Origin of the sequence: Pantoea sp. 22096 (genome assembly GCF_052045955.1) — a bacterium.
Classification (GTDB): domain Bacteria; phylum Pseudomonadota; class Gammaproteobacteria; order Enterobacterales; family Enterobacteriaceae; genus Pantoea; species Pantoea alfalfae.
The window spans coordinates 311,150-328,018 of the sequence record NZ_JBQEPW010000002.1 but is presented as its reverse complement, the minus strand read 5'-3'; the positions used below and the strand labels follow the sequence as shown (position 1 = coordinate 328,018).

At 56.4% G+C, this 16,869-nt stretch carries 13 protein-coding genes; all 13 read right to left on the bottom strand.

Annotated elements, in window-relative coordinates; genetic code table 11:
* Window position 1 precedes the first annotated feature (1 nt).
* Complete coding sequence (locus ACTJKZ_RS11750) at window positions 2-1,102, bottom strand: alkylhydroperoxidase domain protein (RefSeq protein ID WP_440829619.1); 1,101 nt, start codon at window positions 1,100-1,102, stop codon at window positions 2-4.
* Window positions 1,099-2,106, bottom strand: coding sequence for a putative FMN-dependent luciferase-like monooxygenase (locus ACTJKZ_RS11745; RefSeq protein WP_440829618.1), 1,008 nt, complete (start codon window positions 2,104-2,106; stop codon window positions 1,099-1,101). Before ACTJKZ_RS11745 ends, ACTJKZ_RS11750 begins: the two co-directional genes overlap by 4 nt.
* Complete coding sequence (locus ACTJKZ_RS11740) at window positions 2,103-3,722, bottom strand: dipeptide ABC transporter ATP-binding protein (RefSeq protein ID WP_440829617.1); 1,620 nt, start codon at window positions 3,720-3,722, stop codon at window positions 2,103-2,105. Before ACTJKZ_RS11740 ends, ACTJKZ_RS11745 begins: the two co-directional genes overlap by 4 nt.
* Window positions 3,719-4,564, bottom strand: coding sequence for an ABC transporter permease (locus ACTJKZ_RS11735; RefSeq protein ID WP_440829616.1), 846 nt, complete (start codon window positions 4,562-4,564; stop codon window positions 3,719-3,721). The genes ACTJKZ_RS11740 and ACTJKZ_RS11735 overlap by 4 nt, the downstream gene beginning before the upstream one ends.
* The gene (locus tag ACTJKZ_RS11730) at window positions 4,561-5,502 is read right to left on the bottom strand and encodes an ABC transporter permease (RefSeq protein WP_440829615.1); all 942 of its coding nucleotides are present in this window, start codon (window positions 5,500-5,502) and stop codon (window positions 4,561-4,563) included. The genes ACTJKZ_RS11735 and ACTJKZ_RS11730 overlap by 4 nt, the downstream gene beginning before the upstream one ends.
* A gap of 12 nt (window positions 5,503-5,514) precedes the next feature.
* The gene (locus tag ACTJKZ_RS11725) at window positions 5,515-7,149 is read right to left on the bottom strand and encodes a TIGR04028 family ABC transporter substrate-binding protein (RefSeq protein ID WP_440829614.1); all 1,635 of its coding nucleotides are present in this window, start codon (window positions 7,147-7,149) and stop codon (window positions 5,515-5,517) included.
* Between the two features lie 212 nt (window positions 7,150-7,361).
* Entirely contained in the window at window positions 7,362-8,591 is a 1,230-nt protein-coding gene (locus ACTJKZ_RS11720) for an MFS transporter (protein ID WP_253418148.1), read from the bottom strand.
* Window positions 8,592-8,669: 78 nt separating this feature from the next.
* Window positions 8,670-11,024 (bottom strand): GNAT family N-acetyltransferase, encoded by a 2,355-nt coding sequence (locus tag ACTJKZ_RS11715; protein ID WP_440829613.1) that lies wholly within the window; start codon window positions 11,022-11,024, stop codon window positions 8,670-8,672.
* A gap of 1 nt (window position 11,025) precedes the next feature.
* Window positions 11,026-12,318 (bottom strand): lysine N(6)-hydroxylase/L-ornithine N(5)-oxygenase family protein, encoded by a 1,293-nt coding sequence (locus ACTJKZ_RS11710; protein ID WP_440829612.1) that lies wholly within the window; start codon window positions 12,316-12,318, stop codon window positions 11,026-11,028.
* A 1-nt stretch (window position 12,319) separates the two neighbouring features.
* Complete coding sequence (locus tag ACTJKZ_RS11705) at window positions 12,320-13,882, bottom strand: pyridoxal phosphate-dependent decarboxylase family protein (protein ID WP_440829611.1); 1,563 nt, start codon at window positions 13,880-13,882, stop codon at window positions 12,320-12,322.
* A gap of 549 nt (window positions 13,883-14,431) precedes the next feature.
* Window positions 14,432-15,805, bottom strand: coding sequence for a PTS ascorbate transporter subunit IIC (locus ACTJKZ_RS11700; RefSeq protein WP_285088644.1), 1,374 nt, complete (start codon window positions 15,803-15,805; stop codon window positions 14,432-14,434).
* 38 nt (window positions 15,806-15,843) lie between these two features.
* Window positions 15,844-16,116 carry a PTS sugar transporter subunit IIB gene (locus ACTJKZ_RS11695; RefSeq protein ID WP_003855084.1) on the bottom strand — a complete coding sequence of 91 codons (273 nt, stop codon included), beginning with the start codon at window positions 16,114-16,116 and terminating at the stop codon, window positions 15,844-15,846.
* Window positions 16,117-16,163: 47 nt separating this feature from the next.
* Complete coding sequence (locus ACTJKZ_RS11690; protein WP_161736990.1) at window positions 16,164-16,613, bottom strand: PTS sugar transporter subunit IIA; 450 nt, start codon at window positions 16,611-16,613, stop codon at window positions 16,164-16,166.
* Window positions 16,614-16,869 lie beyond the last annotated feature (256 nt).

Here is a 16,869-nt window from a genome sequence, read left to right as displayed (position 1 = left end):
TTTATCCCTGTTTTTCCGGCAGAAAAGGCTCGCCCAGCGTCAGCATCAGGCGATTGGCCCAGGCAAAGAAGGCGGTGGACTGAATCAGGTCGAGCAGGTCGAGCGTATCCAGACCCTGCTCACGCAGTGCAGCGATCTGCGACTGCGTAGGTTGCGCAGGGGTCAGCGACAGCGCTGCCGAAAAGGCAATGATCGCCTGCCAGCGGGCAGTGTGTCCGTGGGATAACACTGCGCCGGGCGCGACATTCAGCAGCTTCTGTATTGCGTCATCCTGCTTTGAAAGCTGGCTGGCTTTACGCGCATGAACCGAGGCGCAATAAATACAGCCGTTGACCTTACTGACCACCGTGGCGGCCAGCTCACGCTCGGCGCGCGGCAGCCCGCCAGCGGTGTAGAAAATGCCTTTGTCGGTCAGGGTACGCTGCTCCAGCAGCGGCAGGTTACGCCCCAGCAGACGGAAATAGTCGGAATCGGTGTGACCAAATTTTGCCAGTATCGCCTGCTCCTCCTCACTGAACTCAGCCAGCGGTCTGGCGGGCAGCCACGGCTCCCAGCCGAGTTCCTGCTGCGTAAACGCGGTCAGCGCCGTTTTGCCGCTGGCGGTCTGCAGTGCCTCATGCCAGTGACCGGCGACGACCGGTGCAGCTTCAACCGCTGCTTCATGGCCCTGCAGGCTGCGCAGGCCTGTGATTAAACGGCTCTGAAAACTGACGAACGCCACCAGTTGCGCCAGCGTGACAATGCCACGCGGACTCCAGCCCGCCTGCTTCAGCGCCTCCAGATCGGCAGGTGTGGCGGCAACCGGCTCGAAGGTGAGGCGATGCGCGAAATTCAGCGCGGCACTAATCCGATCACTATCGGGCACGGGCTGCTGCGGCTGATAGTGCGCCTGCAGACCAGGCTGTCCATGCCAGTCTGCGACCTTTGCCGCCAGAAGGCGCCGCTCGGTTAACGGAAAATCGTCATCGCCTTGGCTGAACAGCACCTCGTAGCTGCCCTGGGCATGGCGCGTCGCGGCGTGGCGTGTCTGGCGCGCGTGGGCCAGTCCGGAATCGGGGTCGATATCGGCCAGTGTGGCAATCAAATCGTCAGGTTGACTCATGAAATTCTCCTGTCTGGTTCGCCAGCAGCACGAAGTGCGGGCGCAATATGTCCGGCAATCAGCTCAATCGAGCGCAGCGTATCGGCATGCGAAGGCTCTGCTGAATGCACCTGGAATGAGATGTCGGTGACGCGAGGCAGCACGCTGTCCTGCACCAGCGAGCGCGCGACCTGATCGATGCCGCCAACATGGGCATCAAACTGTGCCAGCAGGTCATCAAAGCTTTCCCCGCATATTTCGCCACGGTACTGAGCAGCCTGTTTGCGAATGCCCGGTTCAGCGATCTGACGCGCGTAGTGGTCTGAATCCGCGACAAATGCAGTGCGGGAGGCAAGAATACGCGGCTCAATTCCCGCCGGAAGTGCCGCGAGATAGGCATCAATCAGCGGATTCTGCAGCGCATCGAGCGGAAGTCCGGCCTGGCCTGCTGGTCGTGGCTGGGTGCGCGACAGCATCAGACCGTGTCCGCCCTGGCCGGCACGGATTGCGCCCTCAACCGAAAAGGTGGCGATCCACACGCGTCCGGCGAGTTGCGGCGCGGCAGGATAAAGATGATTATCAGGATGACCCAGCGAATCACCGCGCCAGGCACTAAGCAGCGTATGCAGATTCTCTGCAAATGCCGCGCCGCGTTCGCCAGACGTCAGCCCAAAGGGTAAAAACGAGTCCGGCGTGCCGCCCGAACCCAGCCCGATCTCCAGCCGTCCGTCCGACAGCAAATCCAGTACTGCGGCATCTTCTGCGACCCGTAGTGCATTTTCCATCGGTAGCGTGATGATGGCAGTGCCGAGCCGTATGGTGCGGGTATGGGCGGCGGCGTGCGCCAGAAAAACCAGTGGCGAAGGCAGTCCGCCCTCATCCTCATGAAAGTGATGTTGAGCAATCCATGCCGTATCAAAGCCACAGTGCTCGGCATGCTGAATCTGCTCAGTGGCCAACTGATAGCGCTGTTTAGCCGGGACGTTATCCAGCAGTCGGGTAAAAAATCCGAGACGTCGGCTCATGCTGACTCCTTATGAGTTAACGGAATGAGCGGAGGAATCGCACCGATCAATTCGCGCGTGTAGGGATGCTGAGGTGCGCTGAATATCGTGACAACGTCACCTTGCTCTACCGCTTCGCCCGCTTTTAATACGGTGATGCTGTCGGCAATCTGTCGCACCGTCGCCAGATCGTGCGTAATAAAGAGATAAGTCAGCCCCAGTTCGGCCTGAAGCTGCTGCAACAGGTTGAGGATTTGTGCCTGCACCGTGACATCCAGCGCCGACGTCGCCTCGTCCAGCACCAGGATTTCAGGCTCACAGATCAGCGCTCGCGCCAGGGCGACACGCTGCCGCTGACCGCCCGAAAGTTCATGCGGCTGACGTGACAGCAGAGAGAGCGGCAGTGCCACCCGCGAGGTGATCGCTTCCACCCGTTCGCGGCGCTGGCTGCGGTTCAGCCGGTCAAAGTTACGCAGAGGTTCTTCGATAATCGCATAGACCGTCTGACGGGGATCGAGCGAGGAAAACGGGTTCTGATAGACAAACTGGATCTTACGGCGCAGCTGACGCATTGCCTCGCCGCGCAATCCATTGACTACAATGCCGTTCAGCGTCACTGCGCCTCTATCGACGGTTTCAAAGCCCAGAATGATACGTGCCAGCGTCGTTTTTCCGGATCCGGATTCGCCGACCAGCGCATGCGTGGTGCCACGTGCCACCTGAAAACTGACGTTATTCAGCGCCTGTAGCCGCTGCTGTTTACCCAGCGAAAAGCTTTTCATCACGCCGGTTGCCCGAATTGCCGGAGCAGAAAAACGGGCGGCCGCAGGTTTTACGCGGGCCGGTCGCTCTGGCGCAGCATCGTTCAGTAACTGACGGGTGTAGGGATGTGATGGCGCGCTGATGACCTGGGCGGTGCGTCCCGCTTCCTGAATTTCACCGTGGCGAAAAACAATGATGCGGTCTGCACGCTGTGCTGCCAGCGCCAGGTCATGGGTGACAAACAGCACGGCGGTATTAGACTCCTGCCGCAGGTCATCCAGCAGATCGAGAATGCGCTTCTGCACCGTGACATCCAGTGCGCTGGTCGGCTCATCCGCAATAATGATCTCCGGCTGCAGGGCGAGGGCGATAGCGATCAAAACACGCTGCTTCATGCCGCCTGAGAGCTGATGTGGAAACTGCCTGACCCGCTGTTCCGGGTGGCTGAGACCGACGCGGGTCAGCAGATCAATGACCCTTTGCTTGCGCTGTGCTGCCGGTAATCGCAGATGCAGGCGCAGGATCTCCTCCACCTGTTCGCCGACAGTTTTAACCGGATTCAGTGAGTTGCCGGGATCCTGCGGCACCAGGCTGATGCGCGCACCGCGCAGCGAGTCGACGCGCTTCTGCGACCACTGGCTGATATCAACGCCGTTGAGCCGGATTTCGCCCGCTTCGCGGCGGCCGTTTTCTGCCATCAGGCCCATAATGGCCTGTGCCGTGGTGGTTTTGCCGGAACCGGATTCGCCGACCAGTGCCACCATCTCACCGGCGTGCAGTTCGAAGCTGACGTTATTCACCACCGGCTGCCACTGGTTGCCGCGGCGATAGCTTAACGTCAGGTTGTTGACGGCGAGTAACGGCTGAGCGCTCATCGGCGTCCTCCTGAAAGTTGCTGACTGATGCGGTTCGCAGCGAGCACGACAGCCACTACCACCACACCAGGAAATGTGGTCAGCCACCAGGCGGTAGCCAGATAATTACGGCCTTCAGCGATTAACAGACCCCATTCCGGAATCGGCGGCGGCGTGCCGTAGCCGAGAAAACTCAGGGTCGACAGCGCCAGAATAGCCTGACCAAACTGCAGGGCGGCATAGGCGATCACTGGCGTCAGTGCATTGGGCAGAATGTGACGCCACAGCACGCTGAAAAACCGGCCGCCGCTGCCGTAAGCGGCTTCGACATACTCGCTGTGGCGGATGCGCACCACTTCGGCCCGTGCCAACCGGGCGAAGCTGGCAATGGAGGCGATGCCCACTGCGAGCGCGGCATTCAGGGTGCCGAAGCCGAGCAGAATCAGTACGCTCAGGGAGAGCAGCAGTGAGGGGATCGCCAGTAATACATCCACAGCGCGCATCACTATCGATTCAGTTTTTCCGCCCGTGGCTCCCGCCAGGACGCCTAGCGCGGTTCCGGCCAGCAGACCGATTGCCACTGATATGACGGCGGCAGAGAGGGAATGTGACGCGCCGTAAACAATGCGGGAAAAGAGATCGCGGCCCAGTTGATCGGTGCCGAGCCAGTGTCCGGCCTGCGGCGCCAGTCGCTGTGCGCCCGCGATGCCTTCCAGCGGGTTAGCCTGGGTAAAAAGGGCCGGAAAAAGGGCCGCCAGCACGGCCAGCACCATCACGAATACAGCGAGCCACAGGCCCGGCGCGAAGCGGTAACGCTTAGACGAGACGGATTGCCGGGCGGCCGCGTAATCAACCAGACTCATGTTGCACCTCTTAAGAGCTGTAAGCGCGGGTCAAACAGCGGCATCAGCAGATCCACCAGCAGGTTGATCACCACAAAACCCAGCGCGGAGATCATCACTACCGCCTGCAACACCGCCACATCCTGATTGTTCACCGCCTGCTGCGTCAGCTGACCCAGCCCCCCCAGGCCAAAGACCGTTTCGGTAATCAGCGCGCCGGCAATCAGTTCCCCCAGCAGCAGTCCCGCTACGGTAAGCACCGGCAGCATCGCGTTACGCAGGATATGCCGCCAGAGGACATAGTGCTCGCTGGCACCTTTGGCCCGCGCCACTGCCACGAAAGGTCGGGTGGAAACCTCATCAATGCTGCGCAGCAGAATCTGTGCCAGCGGCGCTGAGATCGGAACGGCGACGGTGATAATGGGCAGAATCAGTCCCTGCCACGGCGAGGGATTGATGACCGGGATCCAGCGCAGCTGGAATGAGAAGAGCTGAATCAGGGCGATGCCGAGCCAGAAGGTCGGCACGGAGATAAACAGCGCGGGCAGGGACTGCAGCAGATTACGCAGGAAGCGCAGGGCGGGCAGCCTTGAGAGGGCCGCCAGTACGAAAGCCAGCAGCGTTGCCAGCAGGAATCCGCACAGCGCCAGTCGCAGCGTGCCGGGCAGGTTGCTGGTCAGCAGTTCATTGACCGGCACGCCCGCCTGCACCGAATAGCCGAAGTCGCCATGCAGCATCGCCGCCAGCGTATGCAGATACTGTTGCCACAGCGGGCTGTCTGCGCCATAGGCCTGGCGCATCTCAGCGATCTGCTGGGGACTCAGGCCGAGATCCGGATTCTGAAACTTGATCAGCACCGCATCACCCGGCAGCACCTGTAACAGCACGAATGACAGGGTAAACGCAGCCCACAGTACCAGCAGTCCCAGACCGGCGCGTTGCAGCAGATAGTGGCGCATCCTCACCTCCGGTTACTGTTTTTCCAGCCAGGCACCATACAGCGCCGGACGGCCTACCGCTTCAAAACTGACCCCTTTCAGCCAGGGCGCGCCTGCATAAACCTGCGGCTCTTCAAAGATAGGAATTACATAGGCCTGGTCCAGCAGATAGCGCTGAACATCACCGGTCAGCTGCAGCCGTTTTGCCGGATCAACTTCGGAGGAGACATCCACCAGCAGCTGATTGAGTTTGTCGTCACGGAAGTTTTTTACTTTGTCGCTGGAGCCGCCTTTCTGCAGCAGGTTGTCGCGGTTAGCCGGGTAGAAACTGCTTTTGATCACGTCGGGGTCGGCGCGACCAACTTCGGTGACGTTAAGCGGCGTCTTCAGGGGATCGAGGTTATCCAGCGTTTTGCTGCCCGCATCACCCGCTTTGACGGTGAGGGTAACCCCCGCCTGTCGCCACTGCTGCGCGACCAGTTGCAGCACCTCTTTGTTCTGCGGCTGCGGCAGGGATTCATAGACGGTCAGAGCCAGTCGCTGGCCCGCTTTTTCACGGATGCCATCTGCGCCCGGTTTCCAGCCCGCCTGGTCGAGCAATGCCTTCGCTTTCGCCAGATCAAACGTCAGTTTGTCCGCCAGATTGACGTAGCCGGCAGCGGTGGTCGCGACGACCGAGGTTGCCTGCGGATAGTTGGGAGAGAAGAGCGTTTCAACCACCTGCTTCGCATTGGTGGCGTGCAGCAGCGCCTGACGCACCCGGATATCACTCACCAGCGGATTATCAGGACGGAAGCTCAGGCTGTCGTTGACGCCACGGGTCGGCGCGGCATAAACCGGGAAGTTCTGATCTTTCGCCTGCTTCTCATCATAAGCCTGCACCTGACGAATCAGTCCCGCCTGGCCCGCCAGCAGCGCACCGATGCGCACGCTGTCTTCCGGCGTCACAATCACTTTAATTCCGTCGAGGTTAGCCGGACCCTGCTGCCTGATGTTTTTCGGGCCCCACTGGTACGCTTTGCGCGCCACCAGATCAACTTCACGACCGAGCTTCTCATCACTGACCACAAATGGTCCGGAACCAATGATATGCCGGGCATCACCCAGTTGATCGAAACTGCGTGCCAGGGTACTCAGCGACACCAGGCCGGAGCCAATGGTGGCGGTGCCCTGCAAAAATCCAGGCGAGGGTTTTTTGAAATAAAACTTCACCGTCAGCGGATCAATCACTTCACTGTGGTCGTAGTTATTAATCACTTCTGAAACCGGCAGGCGCAGCGCTTTATTTCCCAGCCCGTAGGTATCAAAGTTTTTCGCCACCGCGTTGGCATCTAATGGTGTGCCGTCAGAAAAAGTCACACCCGGACGTAATTTAAAGGTGTATTCCGTTTTATCGGCATTGGTGGTCCAGCTTTCCGCAATCCAGGGTTCAACCTGTAAAGTTTCAGGATTCTGCCAGGTTAATTTATCGGTGATCTGATTGAGAATGCCGCCATTAGGGTAAAAGCCCCCGGCTGGCGGATAGAGGTTGGTATGTGCCTGCTGTTCAAGATAAATCAGTGTGCCGCCTTTAACCGGCGCGGCCACTGCATTAAAGGTGAGAATCCCGGTAAGTAAGGTAAAAACCAGCGTCTGTGCGCGTGGTTTAAGGGGAAATAACGTCGTCATGGTGAATTCCTTTGTTATCAATTGCCTCAGCAGGCGGAATCATCATCGAATGACGCAACTCACAGATAAAGTAACGATTTGGTCAAAGCTTATCTGAAAATAATAAATGCGGGAGTGGGTGGGTTTTTATGAATGTTTTAATATGCGGAATGGCAAATAAATATCTGCCATTCCGCGGATTTATATTTTCTTAACGACCTGCAGGGGCGTCATTACAATTCGGCACATAATTTACGTTGTCCGGCACGCAGAAACGCACTCACCAGTCCCAGCCACAGCAGCCCGCAGATCAGGTTCACCAGGCTAAAGCCTCCGGTTCCAAAGCTGAAATATGCGGTTTTGGCGGCTTCAATGCCCAGCGCAATAATCAGGATGCTTACCATACCCAGCATTGCCGCCACGCTGCCTTTTCCGGCGCTGCTTGAAAACAGCGTCATGCGATACAGTCCGGCATTAATCAGCCCGGTGCCGAAGCCGTAAAGACTCATTCCGGCGGTGAGCCATAGATAACTTTGCGGATCCAGCAAAGTAGCGACCACCGCAATAGCCAGTCCGCAGACCACGGGCCAGGCACCAAGCCGTACCGGCTGTTCAATCGGCAGACGGCTGGACAATCGCCCCAGCATCAGATTGCCCGCAATCATCGCGGCAAAGACCGGCAGCTGAAGCAGGGCATAGTGGATGCGGCTAAGTTGCGCGCCGTGGATCAAAATCACAGGTGATAGCGCCACCCAGGCGATGCAGGGCACGGTGACCAGTCCGATAGCCAGTGAACCACGCATCACCTGACGATCCTTCAGCAACGCCGCGTAACCGCTGATAATCGATCGCAGCGACAGCGGTTTCTGACGATCGCCTGCTGTTTCAGGCATGGCATACCACAACCCGGCCAGCGCCAGCGCCGCAACCGCCCCAATCAGCCAGAACAGGGTGCGCCATTCACCTACGGTCAGAAAAGCCGCGCCTGCCAGCGGCCCGGCCAGCGGGGCGAGCAAGGCAACGTTGGCCATCAGCGCCATCATTTTGATGCTCAGCGACTCCGTGAACGCCTCCTGCACCGCTGCGTAACCCACCGCACCGATAAAGCAGAGGCTGATCCCCTGCAGAAACCGCAGCAGGACAAACTGCTCAATGCTTTGCACCCAGTGGGTCGCGATGCAGGAGAGCATAAAAAAGGCCACGCCGCTGAGCAGTACCGGACGCCGTCCGATGCGATCCGAGAGCGGACCCAGCAGCCACTGCAGCAGTATGCCACCGAACAGATAGGCGGTCAGCGAGGTGGAAACCCATTCCGGGCCGACCTTGAATTCCTGCGTCACCAGCAGCATGCCGGGCTGGATCATGTCATGGGCGATATAGGTGGCGAACTCGAACAATACCAGCGATAGCGGAAAGATAAGATGTCGCCGGGTCAGCGTTGCCAGCGGTTGAAAAGAAGCCATTAAAGATTCCTGCAATAAAACCATTAAAAAAAGCGGCCACCAGGGTGACCGCATAATAATCGAGTGACAGTGTAACGCTTAGCGCCAGCGGGCAATCGGGTTGATCAATGTGCCAGCGAACTTAAGGTTCTCGGCGGGATCGGAGAGGTTGATCATCTGCTGGTTATTCGCCAGCTGCAGGCGGTTCAGGCAGGAGCGGGTAAACTCAGGCGCGAACATGTCATAGCGCGCGAACTTAGTCGCATGCTCCGGATGCGCCTGCTGGTAATCCTTCACGCACTGCGCCACTGCCTGCCAGAAATCGTCTTCCGGCAGCGTCTCTGACTGATCGAGAATCGTGCTGATAAAGCGGAAGATGCAGTCAAACACATCGGTGAAGATAGAGAGCAACTTAAGCTCCTCCGGCACCTCGACGGCCAGGCGCTGCACGCCTTCCGGCAGCACCGCGTCAGGGTTCATCACGGCGATCTCTTCGCCGATATCCTTCATATAGGCGCTGACCGGCACGTTGTTTTCCAGCAACATGATCAGGTTTTCACCGTGCGGCATAAACACCAGATCGTGCTGGTAGAAGCAGTGCAGCAGCGGGCTGAGATAGCAGGTCAGATAGCGTTCAATCCACTGCTTCGCAGGTAAACCGGAGTCCGCGATCAGCGCGGGCAGCAGTGGCTGCTGGTGGTGATCGACGTGCAGGAAAGAGGCCATCGTCATCAGACGCTGGCCTGGTTGCAGGCTGGCGGCTGGATTATCGCGCCACAGCGCAGCAAACATCTTTTTATAGGCGGAGTCGCCTTTGATGGCCTGCTCGTAGTAGCGGTTGTGATAGCCAACCGACGCAACTTCACGCAGGATGCGGAAATCACAGCGTTTCAGCCAGTCATCGCCCGCCACCAGTTGTTCCAGCCAGCCGTTTATCGCGGGTGTTGTCGCCATGTAATAGGGCGACAGGCCGCGCATAAAGCCCATGTTAAGTACTGACAGCGCGGTTTTCACGTAACGCTTTTCAGGCTGGCTGCGGTTAAAGAAGGTGCGGATGGACTGCTGCGCCTGGTATGCGTCGTCGCCGGTGCCGAGATAAACAATATCGTGATTAGCGATGTCCGCTGCAAACACGGTCAGCAGTTTGTTCTGCCACTGCCACGGATGTACCGGCATCAGGATATAGTCCTCTGTCGCCAGCCCTTTCTTTATCAGCTGCGCATTGAACTGTTCCACGGTAGTGTCGCCCAGCTCATCACGCATCAGCTGCTCATAGCTCAGCTCGCTGAGGCTGGAGAAATGGGCGTTGCGGCGGTGGACCGCGACCCAGATAAGATGCACGGGCGCGGCTGCTTCCGGCGCATAGGCCAGATAGTCCTGTGCATCGAAGCCAATACGTCCGTTGTTGGCAACAAAGCAGGGATGGCCTTCGGTCATCGCCGCTTCTACCGTCTGGAAATCAGCTGCGACCAGCGCCTGGCTGTCGGGGTTATTCTTCTGCAGCTTATAAACGCTGCTGCACAGCGTGCTGCTGATCTCTTCCATGTAAGTTGCCAGCAGCGCCTGCGGAATCCCGATCTCACCGTTGAACTCCACGATAAACTTCAGCGCATCCAGCGGCAGCGCGTGACCGTTCTCCTGCTTGCGCAGGGAATCTGCGTCGATCTCCCAGTGATCCAGCGCCAGCCGCGACGCCCGGAAATGGTAAGTTGCTTCACCGCCCGGCACCGCCAGCTGATAACTGCCATCGCCCGTTTCCTGCGGCGCAATGATTTTTTCATGCGAGAACTCAGCAATTGCTTTGCGGATCAGCATGCGGTTTGCCTGCGCCCAGTGGTCGCCCGTCAGATGCGTGCCGTCTGTCAGTGATGAGAGGGTGTTCATGGTCTGCGACTCCTGCTGTAACGCGTGTTGATAATCTTCCCGCTGGCAGAAGGCCAGCCAGGCGGTTTTATGGCCCATGTCGATGGTGTGCTGGTAGCGGAACCCGGCGCGCTTATTCAGCACGTGAATTTTTTCATTGCGCACGTCCGGTTCGACCACCACGCGACGCACCTCGGGGCGGCTGAACATGTAGTCCATTACCAGCGTGAAGACCTGCCAGCTGAAGGCTTTGATCGGCTGGCTGGCCGGGGCAATCAGAATGTGCATGCCGTAATCATCAGGCGCGGCCGGATAAAATTTGCCAACCTCATCGTCACCGGCGCGGTAGCACTCAATCAGGCAGACGGGCTGATCGTTGCAGCAGCCAATCAGCGCGGCATGCGGATCCGTTGCCGTCAGCGTCTGGTAGAACGCCGCGACCTGCTCCAGGCTCTGCTGCTGCATGCCCCAGAAGCGTGCGTAATCGCGGGTAACCCAGCTGTGGATTAGCGGCGCATCACTCTCAAGCATCGGTCTCAGGGTAAACCGTCCTGCGGGGCGGTCGGCACTGAACAGTGGTAGTGATTTCATCTCAGTGCTCCGATTTAGCCGGGAAGGTCTGGAAGGCGATCTGGCGCTCAATCGGGTAGACCTCGCGTCCGGTCAGTTCACGCAGCAGCACAGAGTTGCGGTAGCAGGCCATGCCGAGATCCGGCGTGACAAAGCCATGGGTATGCAGTTCGGCGTTCTGCACGAAAATCTGATTATGATGATCGATGCTGTAGTTGCGCTGCACGTCGTAGCGGCCTTTGTCATCCCAGCGCAGGCGTGCGGTAATGCCCTCTAAAAACATTGGTGGCTGATAGTGATAGCCGGTCGCCATCACCAGTCCTTCAGTGCGACGGGTGAAGGTGCAATCCTGCTCCTCCTGATGTAGCGTCAGCTCGAATTCGCCCTGCGGCAGCCAGCGCATCGCGGTCAGCGCCGAGTGGGTAAACAGGTTGACGTTGAGATCGCCGTCGAGCTGTTTGACATACATCAGGTCATAAATGTCATTGATTAAGCTGCTGTTGATGCCTTTGTAGAGATTCTTATGGCGCGCATTCAGCTCATCACGGGTGGTGGCGGGCAGGGCGTGGAAATAGTCGACCCACTCTGGTGAGGTCATCTCCAGCGTGAGCTTGGTGTACTCCAGCGGATAGAAGCGCGGCGCGCGGGTGATCCAGTTGAGCTGATAACCAAAGCGGTCAATATCGGTCAGCAGGTCGTAGTAAATTTCTGCGGCGCTCTGGCCGCTGCCCAGTACGGTAATTGAACGCTTCTGCTGCAGTTCTGCTTTGTTAGCCAGATAGTGGCTGGAGTGCGTCAGGCGCTGACGATGCGGCTGGCTGCACGCTGGCATCCAGGCTTTAGGCCCGGTGCCGAGAACCAGATGACGCGCCTGATAGCGCAGTTTTTCACCCGTTCGGGTGTCGGTCACCTGAAGATGATAGATCCCGGTGGCCTCATCATGGCTGACATACTCGACATGACTGTTCCAGCGCAGATTGGAGAGCCGCGAGCTGGCCCACTGGCAGTACTGGTTATACTCTTTGCGCATCAGGAAGAAATCTTCACGGATATAAAAAGAGTATAACTTTCCCTTTTCCTTCATGTAGTTGAGCAGACTATACGGGCTGGTGGGGTCGGCAAGCGTCACCAGGTCGGCCATAAACGGCGTCTGCAGATGCGCATTTTCCAGCATCATGCCGGTGTGCCAGTCAAAGCCCGAATTCTCATCCAGGAAGAGACCATTCAGCCCCTCAACCGGCTCGCTCAGACAGGCCAGGCTCAGGTTGAACGGGCCGATGCCGATACCAATAAAATCGTAAACAGGATTATTCATTTCAGATCTCTCCATGATTCGCCGCGCTCAGCGCAGAGGCACGCACCTGTTCGCGGCCATAGTGCGCAATCAGGCTCAGTACATCTTCAATGTCGGCAGTGGTCGTGGTGGGATTTAACAGGGTAAATTTCAGATACTGACGCCCGTCGACTTTGGTGCCCGCAATCACCGCATTACCGGAACGGAACAGCGCTTTACGGATGGCAGCGTTGATCTCGTCGATCTGCGCGTCGCTGGCATGTTTGCCGGGAACGTAGCGGAAAATCTGGGTCGTCAGCTCAGGCGCATGCAGCACTTCAATGGCAGGATGCGCCGTTAACAGCTGGTGCGCGGCCTGGGTCAGATCTATCAGCGTATCGAAGGCGTCACCCAGCGCCGCGGGGCCCATCACACGCAGTGTCAGCCACATCTTCAGGGCGTCAAAACGGCGGGTGGTCTGAATACTTTTGTTCACCAGATTGGGCGTGCCTTCCTGCTGAGCGCTGAGTGGATTCAGGTAATCTGCATGGTGCGTGACATGCTTCAGGTCATGACTGTCGCGCACAAAGAAGGCGCCACAGCTGACAGTCTGGAAGAACGATTTGTGATAATCGACAGTGACGGAGTCAGCATGCTCAATGCCGTTAAGCCGTGCGCGATGATTCTCAGAAACCAGCAGGCCGCAGCCGTAAGCGGCGTCAACATGCATCCAGAGACCGTAATCGTCACAGAGACGGGCGATTTCGGGCAGCGGATCGATGCTGCCAAAGTCTGTGGTGCCGCTGGTGGCGACTACGGCAATCGGGATTAGCCCTTCACTGCGGCAGCGTGCGATCTCTTTTTCCAGGCATTTTGCGTCCATGCGGTAGTGGTCGTCGTGATCAACGGCGATAACCGCGTCATAGCCCAGACCCAGAATCGCCATCGACTTCTGAATGCTGAAGTGGCTGAGTTTCGAGGTAAATACCCGCCACTTCGGCGCTGTCTCCGGCAGGCCGCGATGTTTGATCAGATGCCCCGGATGATGTTCCGCGCACCAGCTGTCACGCGCCAGCAGCATTGCCATCAGATTGGACTGGGTGCCGCCGCTGGTAAAGATCCCATCCGATCCGGCAGGCAGGCCAATACGGCTCAGCGTCCAGTCGATCACCTTCTGCTCAATCAGCGTGCCGCCGGCACTCTGATCCCAGGTATCGACCGAACTGTTCACTGCCGCCATAATCTGCTCGGCCATCAGAGAGGGCAGCACGACCGGGCAATTCAGATGCGCCAGGTATTTAGGGTGGTGGAACCAGACGGCGTCACGCAGATAGAGCTGACTCAGCTCTGCCAGCGCGTCATCGTTATTGCCCAGCGGACGATCGAGATCGACATCGCTGAACGCCGCCGCCAGTTCGTGGGGCAGAATCCCGCTGAAAGGCTTCTCTACGCCAGTAACGGTGCGCGTCATCAGCGACAGCACCTCCTGAGTCTGCTGCGACCAGGCCGCCAGTTGCTGATCGTTAAAAATAGCCGTTTCGGCTCCGCTGGCATTGGAGGCTGGCGCGAGGTCCAGTGCCGTCTGAGTGGATGAGCGTAAAAGCATGTTCAGTTCCTGTGCGTGAATATCAGTGACCCTGCCGACACCACGTCAGCAGCGTTAGAAATCCGCTCAACAACTCCAGTAAACATAAAACTAACTAACCAGATAAAAACCCTGACCATTACGTGGGTTAGGGTTTTCACCTTAAAAAGAGAAAATACCGCATATTATTTGTGGATTTGGCAGCGTTTAACGCTTTGTTATATGCGGGTGAGAGTGTAAATGTTAATCATTATCATTCAAATGTTTTGTTGTTAAATTTTATTTATTAGTATGTCTAATGTTGAAAATGTGATTCAGATCACTTTTTACGTTCGGAATAGTCCTTTTTTTATGGAAAATCAGGACCGGGTTGAACCAGAAATGAGGGGAGCAGTGGCGTTGTGCGTCAGCGTACGGGCAAAACAAAGGGGAGAAATGACTTTAATCGATATCAGGATTGGCGCGCTGCAGCCAGTAAGTGTGGGAATACCGGGGGTTCGGTCAGTCTGGTCGGGTGTGAAAAACCGGAAAAGGCGGAGGGCCTTTTCCGGTTAGCATTACAGCGGCTGATTACACTTCATTTGTTTCAGCAGGAACTTTCTTTTTGGCCATGAAGTTATAAACCACAAGCAGGCCAAAAATGCCGGTGATAATCAGGGTAATGGTTCCCTTATCCATAAAGTGCGCCATATTACCGAGCAGGATGCCTGTTACGCCAAAGTCCGTATCCGAGAAAGTGGTGTTGGTCAGTCCAATCTGTCCGAGCACCGGCAACAGGGCGACAGGCAGGAAGGTGATTAACAGGCCATGAGCGAAGGCGCCACAGATTGCTCCGCGTTTGCCGCCGGTCGCATTACCAAACACGCCAGCTGTCGCACCACAGAAGAAGTGAGGAACAACACCCGGCAGAATCAAGACCCAATGCAGCTGACCCAGGACAAACAGTCCGACCAGACCACCGACAAAGCTGGAGATAAAGCCAACCAGCACCGCATTCGGCGCATAGGGGAAGACAATCGGGCAATCGAGCGCGGGTCTGGCTTCCGGCACCAGTTTTTCTGAAAAGCCGGTAAAGGCCGGAACGATTTCAGCCAGAATTAAACGCACGCCCTGCAGAATAATAAAGACGCCTGCGGCAAAGGTAATGGCCTGAATGAAGGAGTAAACGAGATAGTTCTGACCATTGCTGAAGTTAGACTCTACGTACTCTTTACCGGCAGACACCGACAGGATTAAGTAAATAATCATCATCGTCAGGGAGATAGAGATTGTACTGTCGCGCAAAAAACTCAGGTTTTTTGGCATATTCATCTCTTCGGTGGATTTCGAACCTTTACCAACTAAAGAACCAATCCAACCTGATAAGACATAACCTATTGTCCCGGTATGCGCCAGCGCGACATGGTCACCTCCGATGATCTTGCGAATATAGGGCTGAGCGATAGCCGGGAAGGTGGCCATCAGAATACCTAACAGCAGTGACCCGGTATAAATAAGCTGAATACCTTCAAAACCAGCAACCGATAAAATAATCGCGATCATACAGGCCATGTAAAACGTCACATGTCCTGACAGGTAGATATATTTGAGTCGGGTGAATCGGGCAACCACAATGTTGGCAACCATGCCGAAGGCCATGATCATGGTGGTTGGCGCGCCATATTTAGCCAGCGCGATAGAGACCATTGCTTCGTTATTTGGAATGATGCCCTGAACATCAAACGCATGTTTGAAAATGTCGCCCAGTGGCGTCAGGGAACCGACCAGAACGGTCGCGCCACCTGCCAGCACCAGAAAGCCCAGAATAGTTTTTACCGTGCCCTTAATCACATCTGGAAACGGCTTTTTCTGCGCAATCAGTCCGAAAAATGCCACCAGTCCGACCAGGATTGAGGGCACTTTCAGTACATCGACGACGAACTGCAAAAGATTTTGAGTAAACATATTAACCTCGAGGTAAGGCGTTTATCTGATTATTAGCGTCAGTTTTTCTCAAAATACTCGCGTATTTTTTGCTCCACTTCTTTCAGGTCGATAATATTGTTGATGATGATGACCTTCTGTTCCGGCAGGTTTGCGCTGTAGGCAATATCTTTTGCCATCACAAACACATCCGCCACATCAGGCGTAACAGAACCAAGATCTGAATGTTCAACTTCCGCTTCAACGCCGATTGTTTTAAGCACTTTTTTGATGTTCATTTCCATCATAAAGCTGCTGCCCAGGCCTGAACCACACACTGCCATAATCTTCATATCAAACCTCATTAACTGTTGATTAAAAGTCGCTTTTAACGGGCGGATCAGACGCCTGATAAAATCGTCATGAGCGCGTCCTGGCTACTCGCATTAAAGATCCGAGCCATGATCTCTTCATCGGACAGCACTTCCGCCAGCTGGGAAATCATTTCGATATGGCTATTACTGTCCGGTGCCGCAAACATAAAAATCGCCTTTACCGGATCGTTCTCTTCAGAGTCAAAATTTACAGGTGTGCCCAGCAGCACAATCGACAAACCCAGTTTGTGCGCGCCCTGTTCCGGGCGCGCGTGAGGCATGGCAATCTGCGGCGCGATAACAAAAAAGGGACCGATCTCCTCTTTCTGTCGAATAATGGCATCAATATAATCCTGCGATATTGCGCCTTCACTGAGCAGAGGTCGCCCGGCTATCGCTATCGCTTCCTGCCAGTCCGCAACGCGTTCAACGTACTGGACTTTCTCATTGTTTAACCACTTCGCCAGGTGTGACATCGCTTTGATCTCCCTCAAAATGCCTGAGTATGTACAGTCAGTTTTTCAAAACTCCTGCTTCACCACTTTTTAACTGAGCCTGCTGAGAACCGAAGCTCAGGACAATGAAGGGCTTAAGATGATTAAAAGAGCCTCTTCTCATAGTGTTACGAGAAAGTTAGTTGCTGACCGTGGACGTAAGGTTGTATGTCATCTTCGTCATCACATCTGTACATGTTGAAGATGTCTAGTCATCCTGATGATGTCCCTCGATGTG

Excerpts from the sequence above, each read along its gene's own strand:
- ACTJKZ_RS11750 (WP_440829619.1), bottom strand. The coding sequence starts at position 1,102 with ATGAGTCAACCTGACGATTTGATTGCCACACTGGCCGATATCGACCCC.
- ACTJKZ_RS11745 (WP_440829618.1), bottom strand. The coding sequence starts at position 2,106 with ATGAGCCGACGTCTCGGATTTTTTACCCGACTGCTGGATAACGTCCCG.
- ACTJKZ_RS11740 (WP_440829617.1), bottom strand. The coding sequence starts at position 3,722 with ATGAGCGCTCAGCCGTTACTCGCCGTCAACAACCTGACGTTAAGCTAT.
- ACTJKZ_RS11735 (WP_440829616.1), bottom strand. The coding sequence starts at position 4,564 with ATGAGTCTGGTTGATTACGCGGCCGCCCGGCAATCCGTCTCGTCTAAG.
- ACTJKZ_RS11730 (WP_440829615.1), bottom strand. The coding sequence starts at position 5,502 with ATGCGCCACTATCTGCTGCAACGCGCCGGTCTGGGACTGCTGGTACTG.
- ACTJKZ_RS11725 (WP_440829614.1), bottom strand. The coding sequence starts at position 7,149 with ATGACGACGTTATTTCCCCTTAAACCACGCGCACAGACGCTGGTTTTT.
- ACTJKZ_RS11720 (WP_253418148.1), bottom strand. The coding sequence starts at position 8,591 with ATGGCTTCTTTTCAACCGCTGGCAACGCTGACCCGGCGACATCTTATC.
- ACTJKZ_RS11715 (WP_440829613.1), bottom strand. The coding sequence starts at position 11,024 with ATGAAATCACTACCACTGTTCAGTGCCGACCGCCCCGCAGGACGGTTT.
- ACTJKZ_RS11710 (WP_440829612.1), bottom strand. The coding sequence starts at position 12,318 with ATGAATAATCCTGTTTACGATTTTATTGGTATCGGCATCGGCCCGTTC.
- ACTJKZ_RS11705 (WP_440829611.1), bottom strand. The coding sequence starts at position 13,882 with ATGCTTTTACGCTCATCCACTCAGACGGCACTGGACCTCGCGCCAGCC.
- ACTJKZ_RS11700 (WP_285088644.1), bottom strand. The coding sequence starts at position 15,805 with ATGTTTACTCAAAATCTTTTGCAGTTCGTCGTCGATGTACTGAAAGTG.
- ACTJKZ_RS11695 (WP_003855084.1), bottom strand. The coding sequence starts at position 16,116 with ATGAAGATTATGGCAGTGTGTGGTTCAGGCCTGGGCAGCAGCTTTATG.
- ACTJKZ_RS11690 (WP_161736990.1), bottom strand. The coding sequence starts at position 16,613 with ATGTCACACCTGGCGAAGTGGTTAAACAATGAGAAAGTCCAGTACGTT.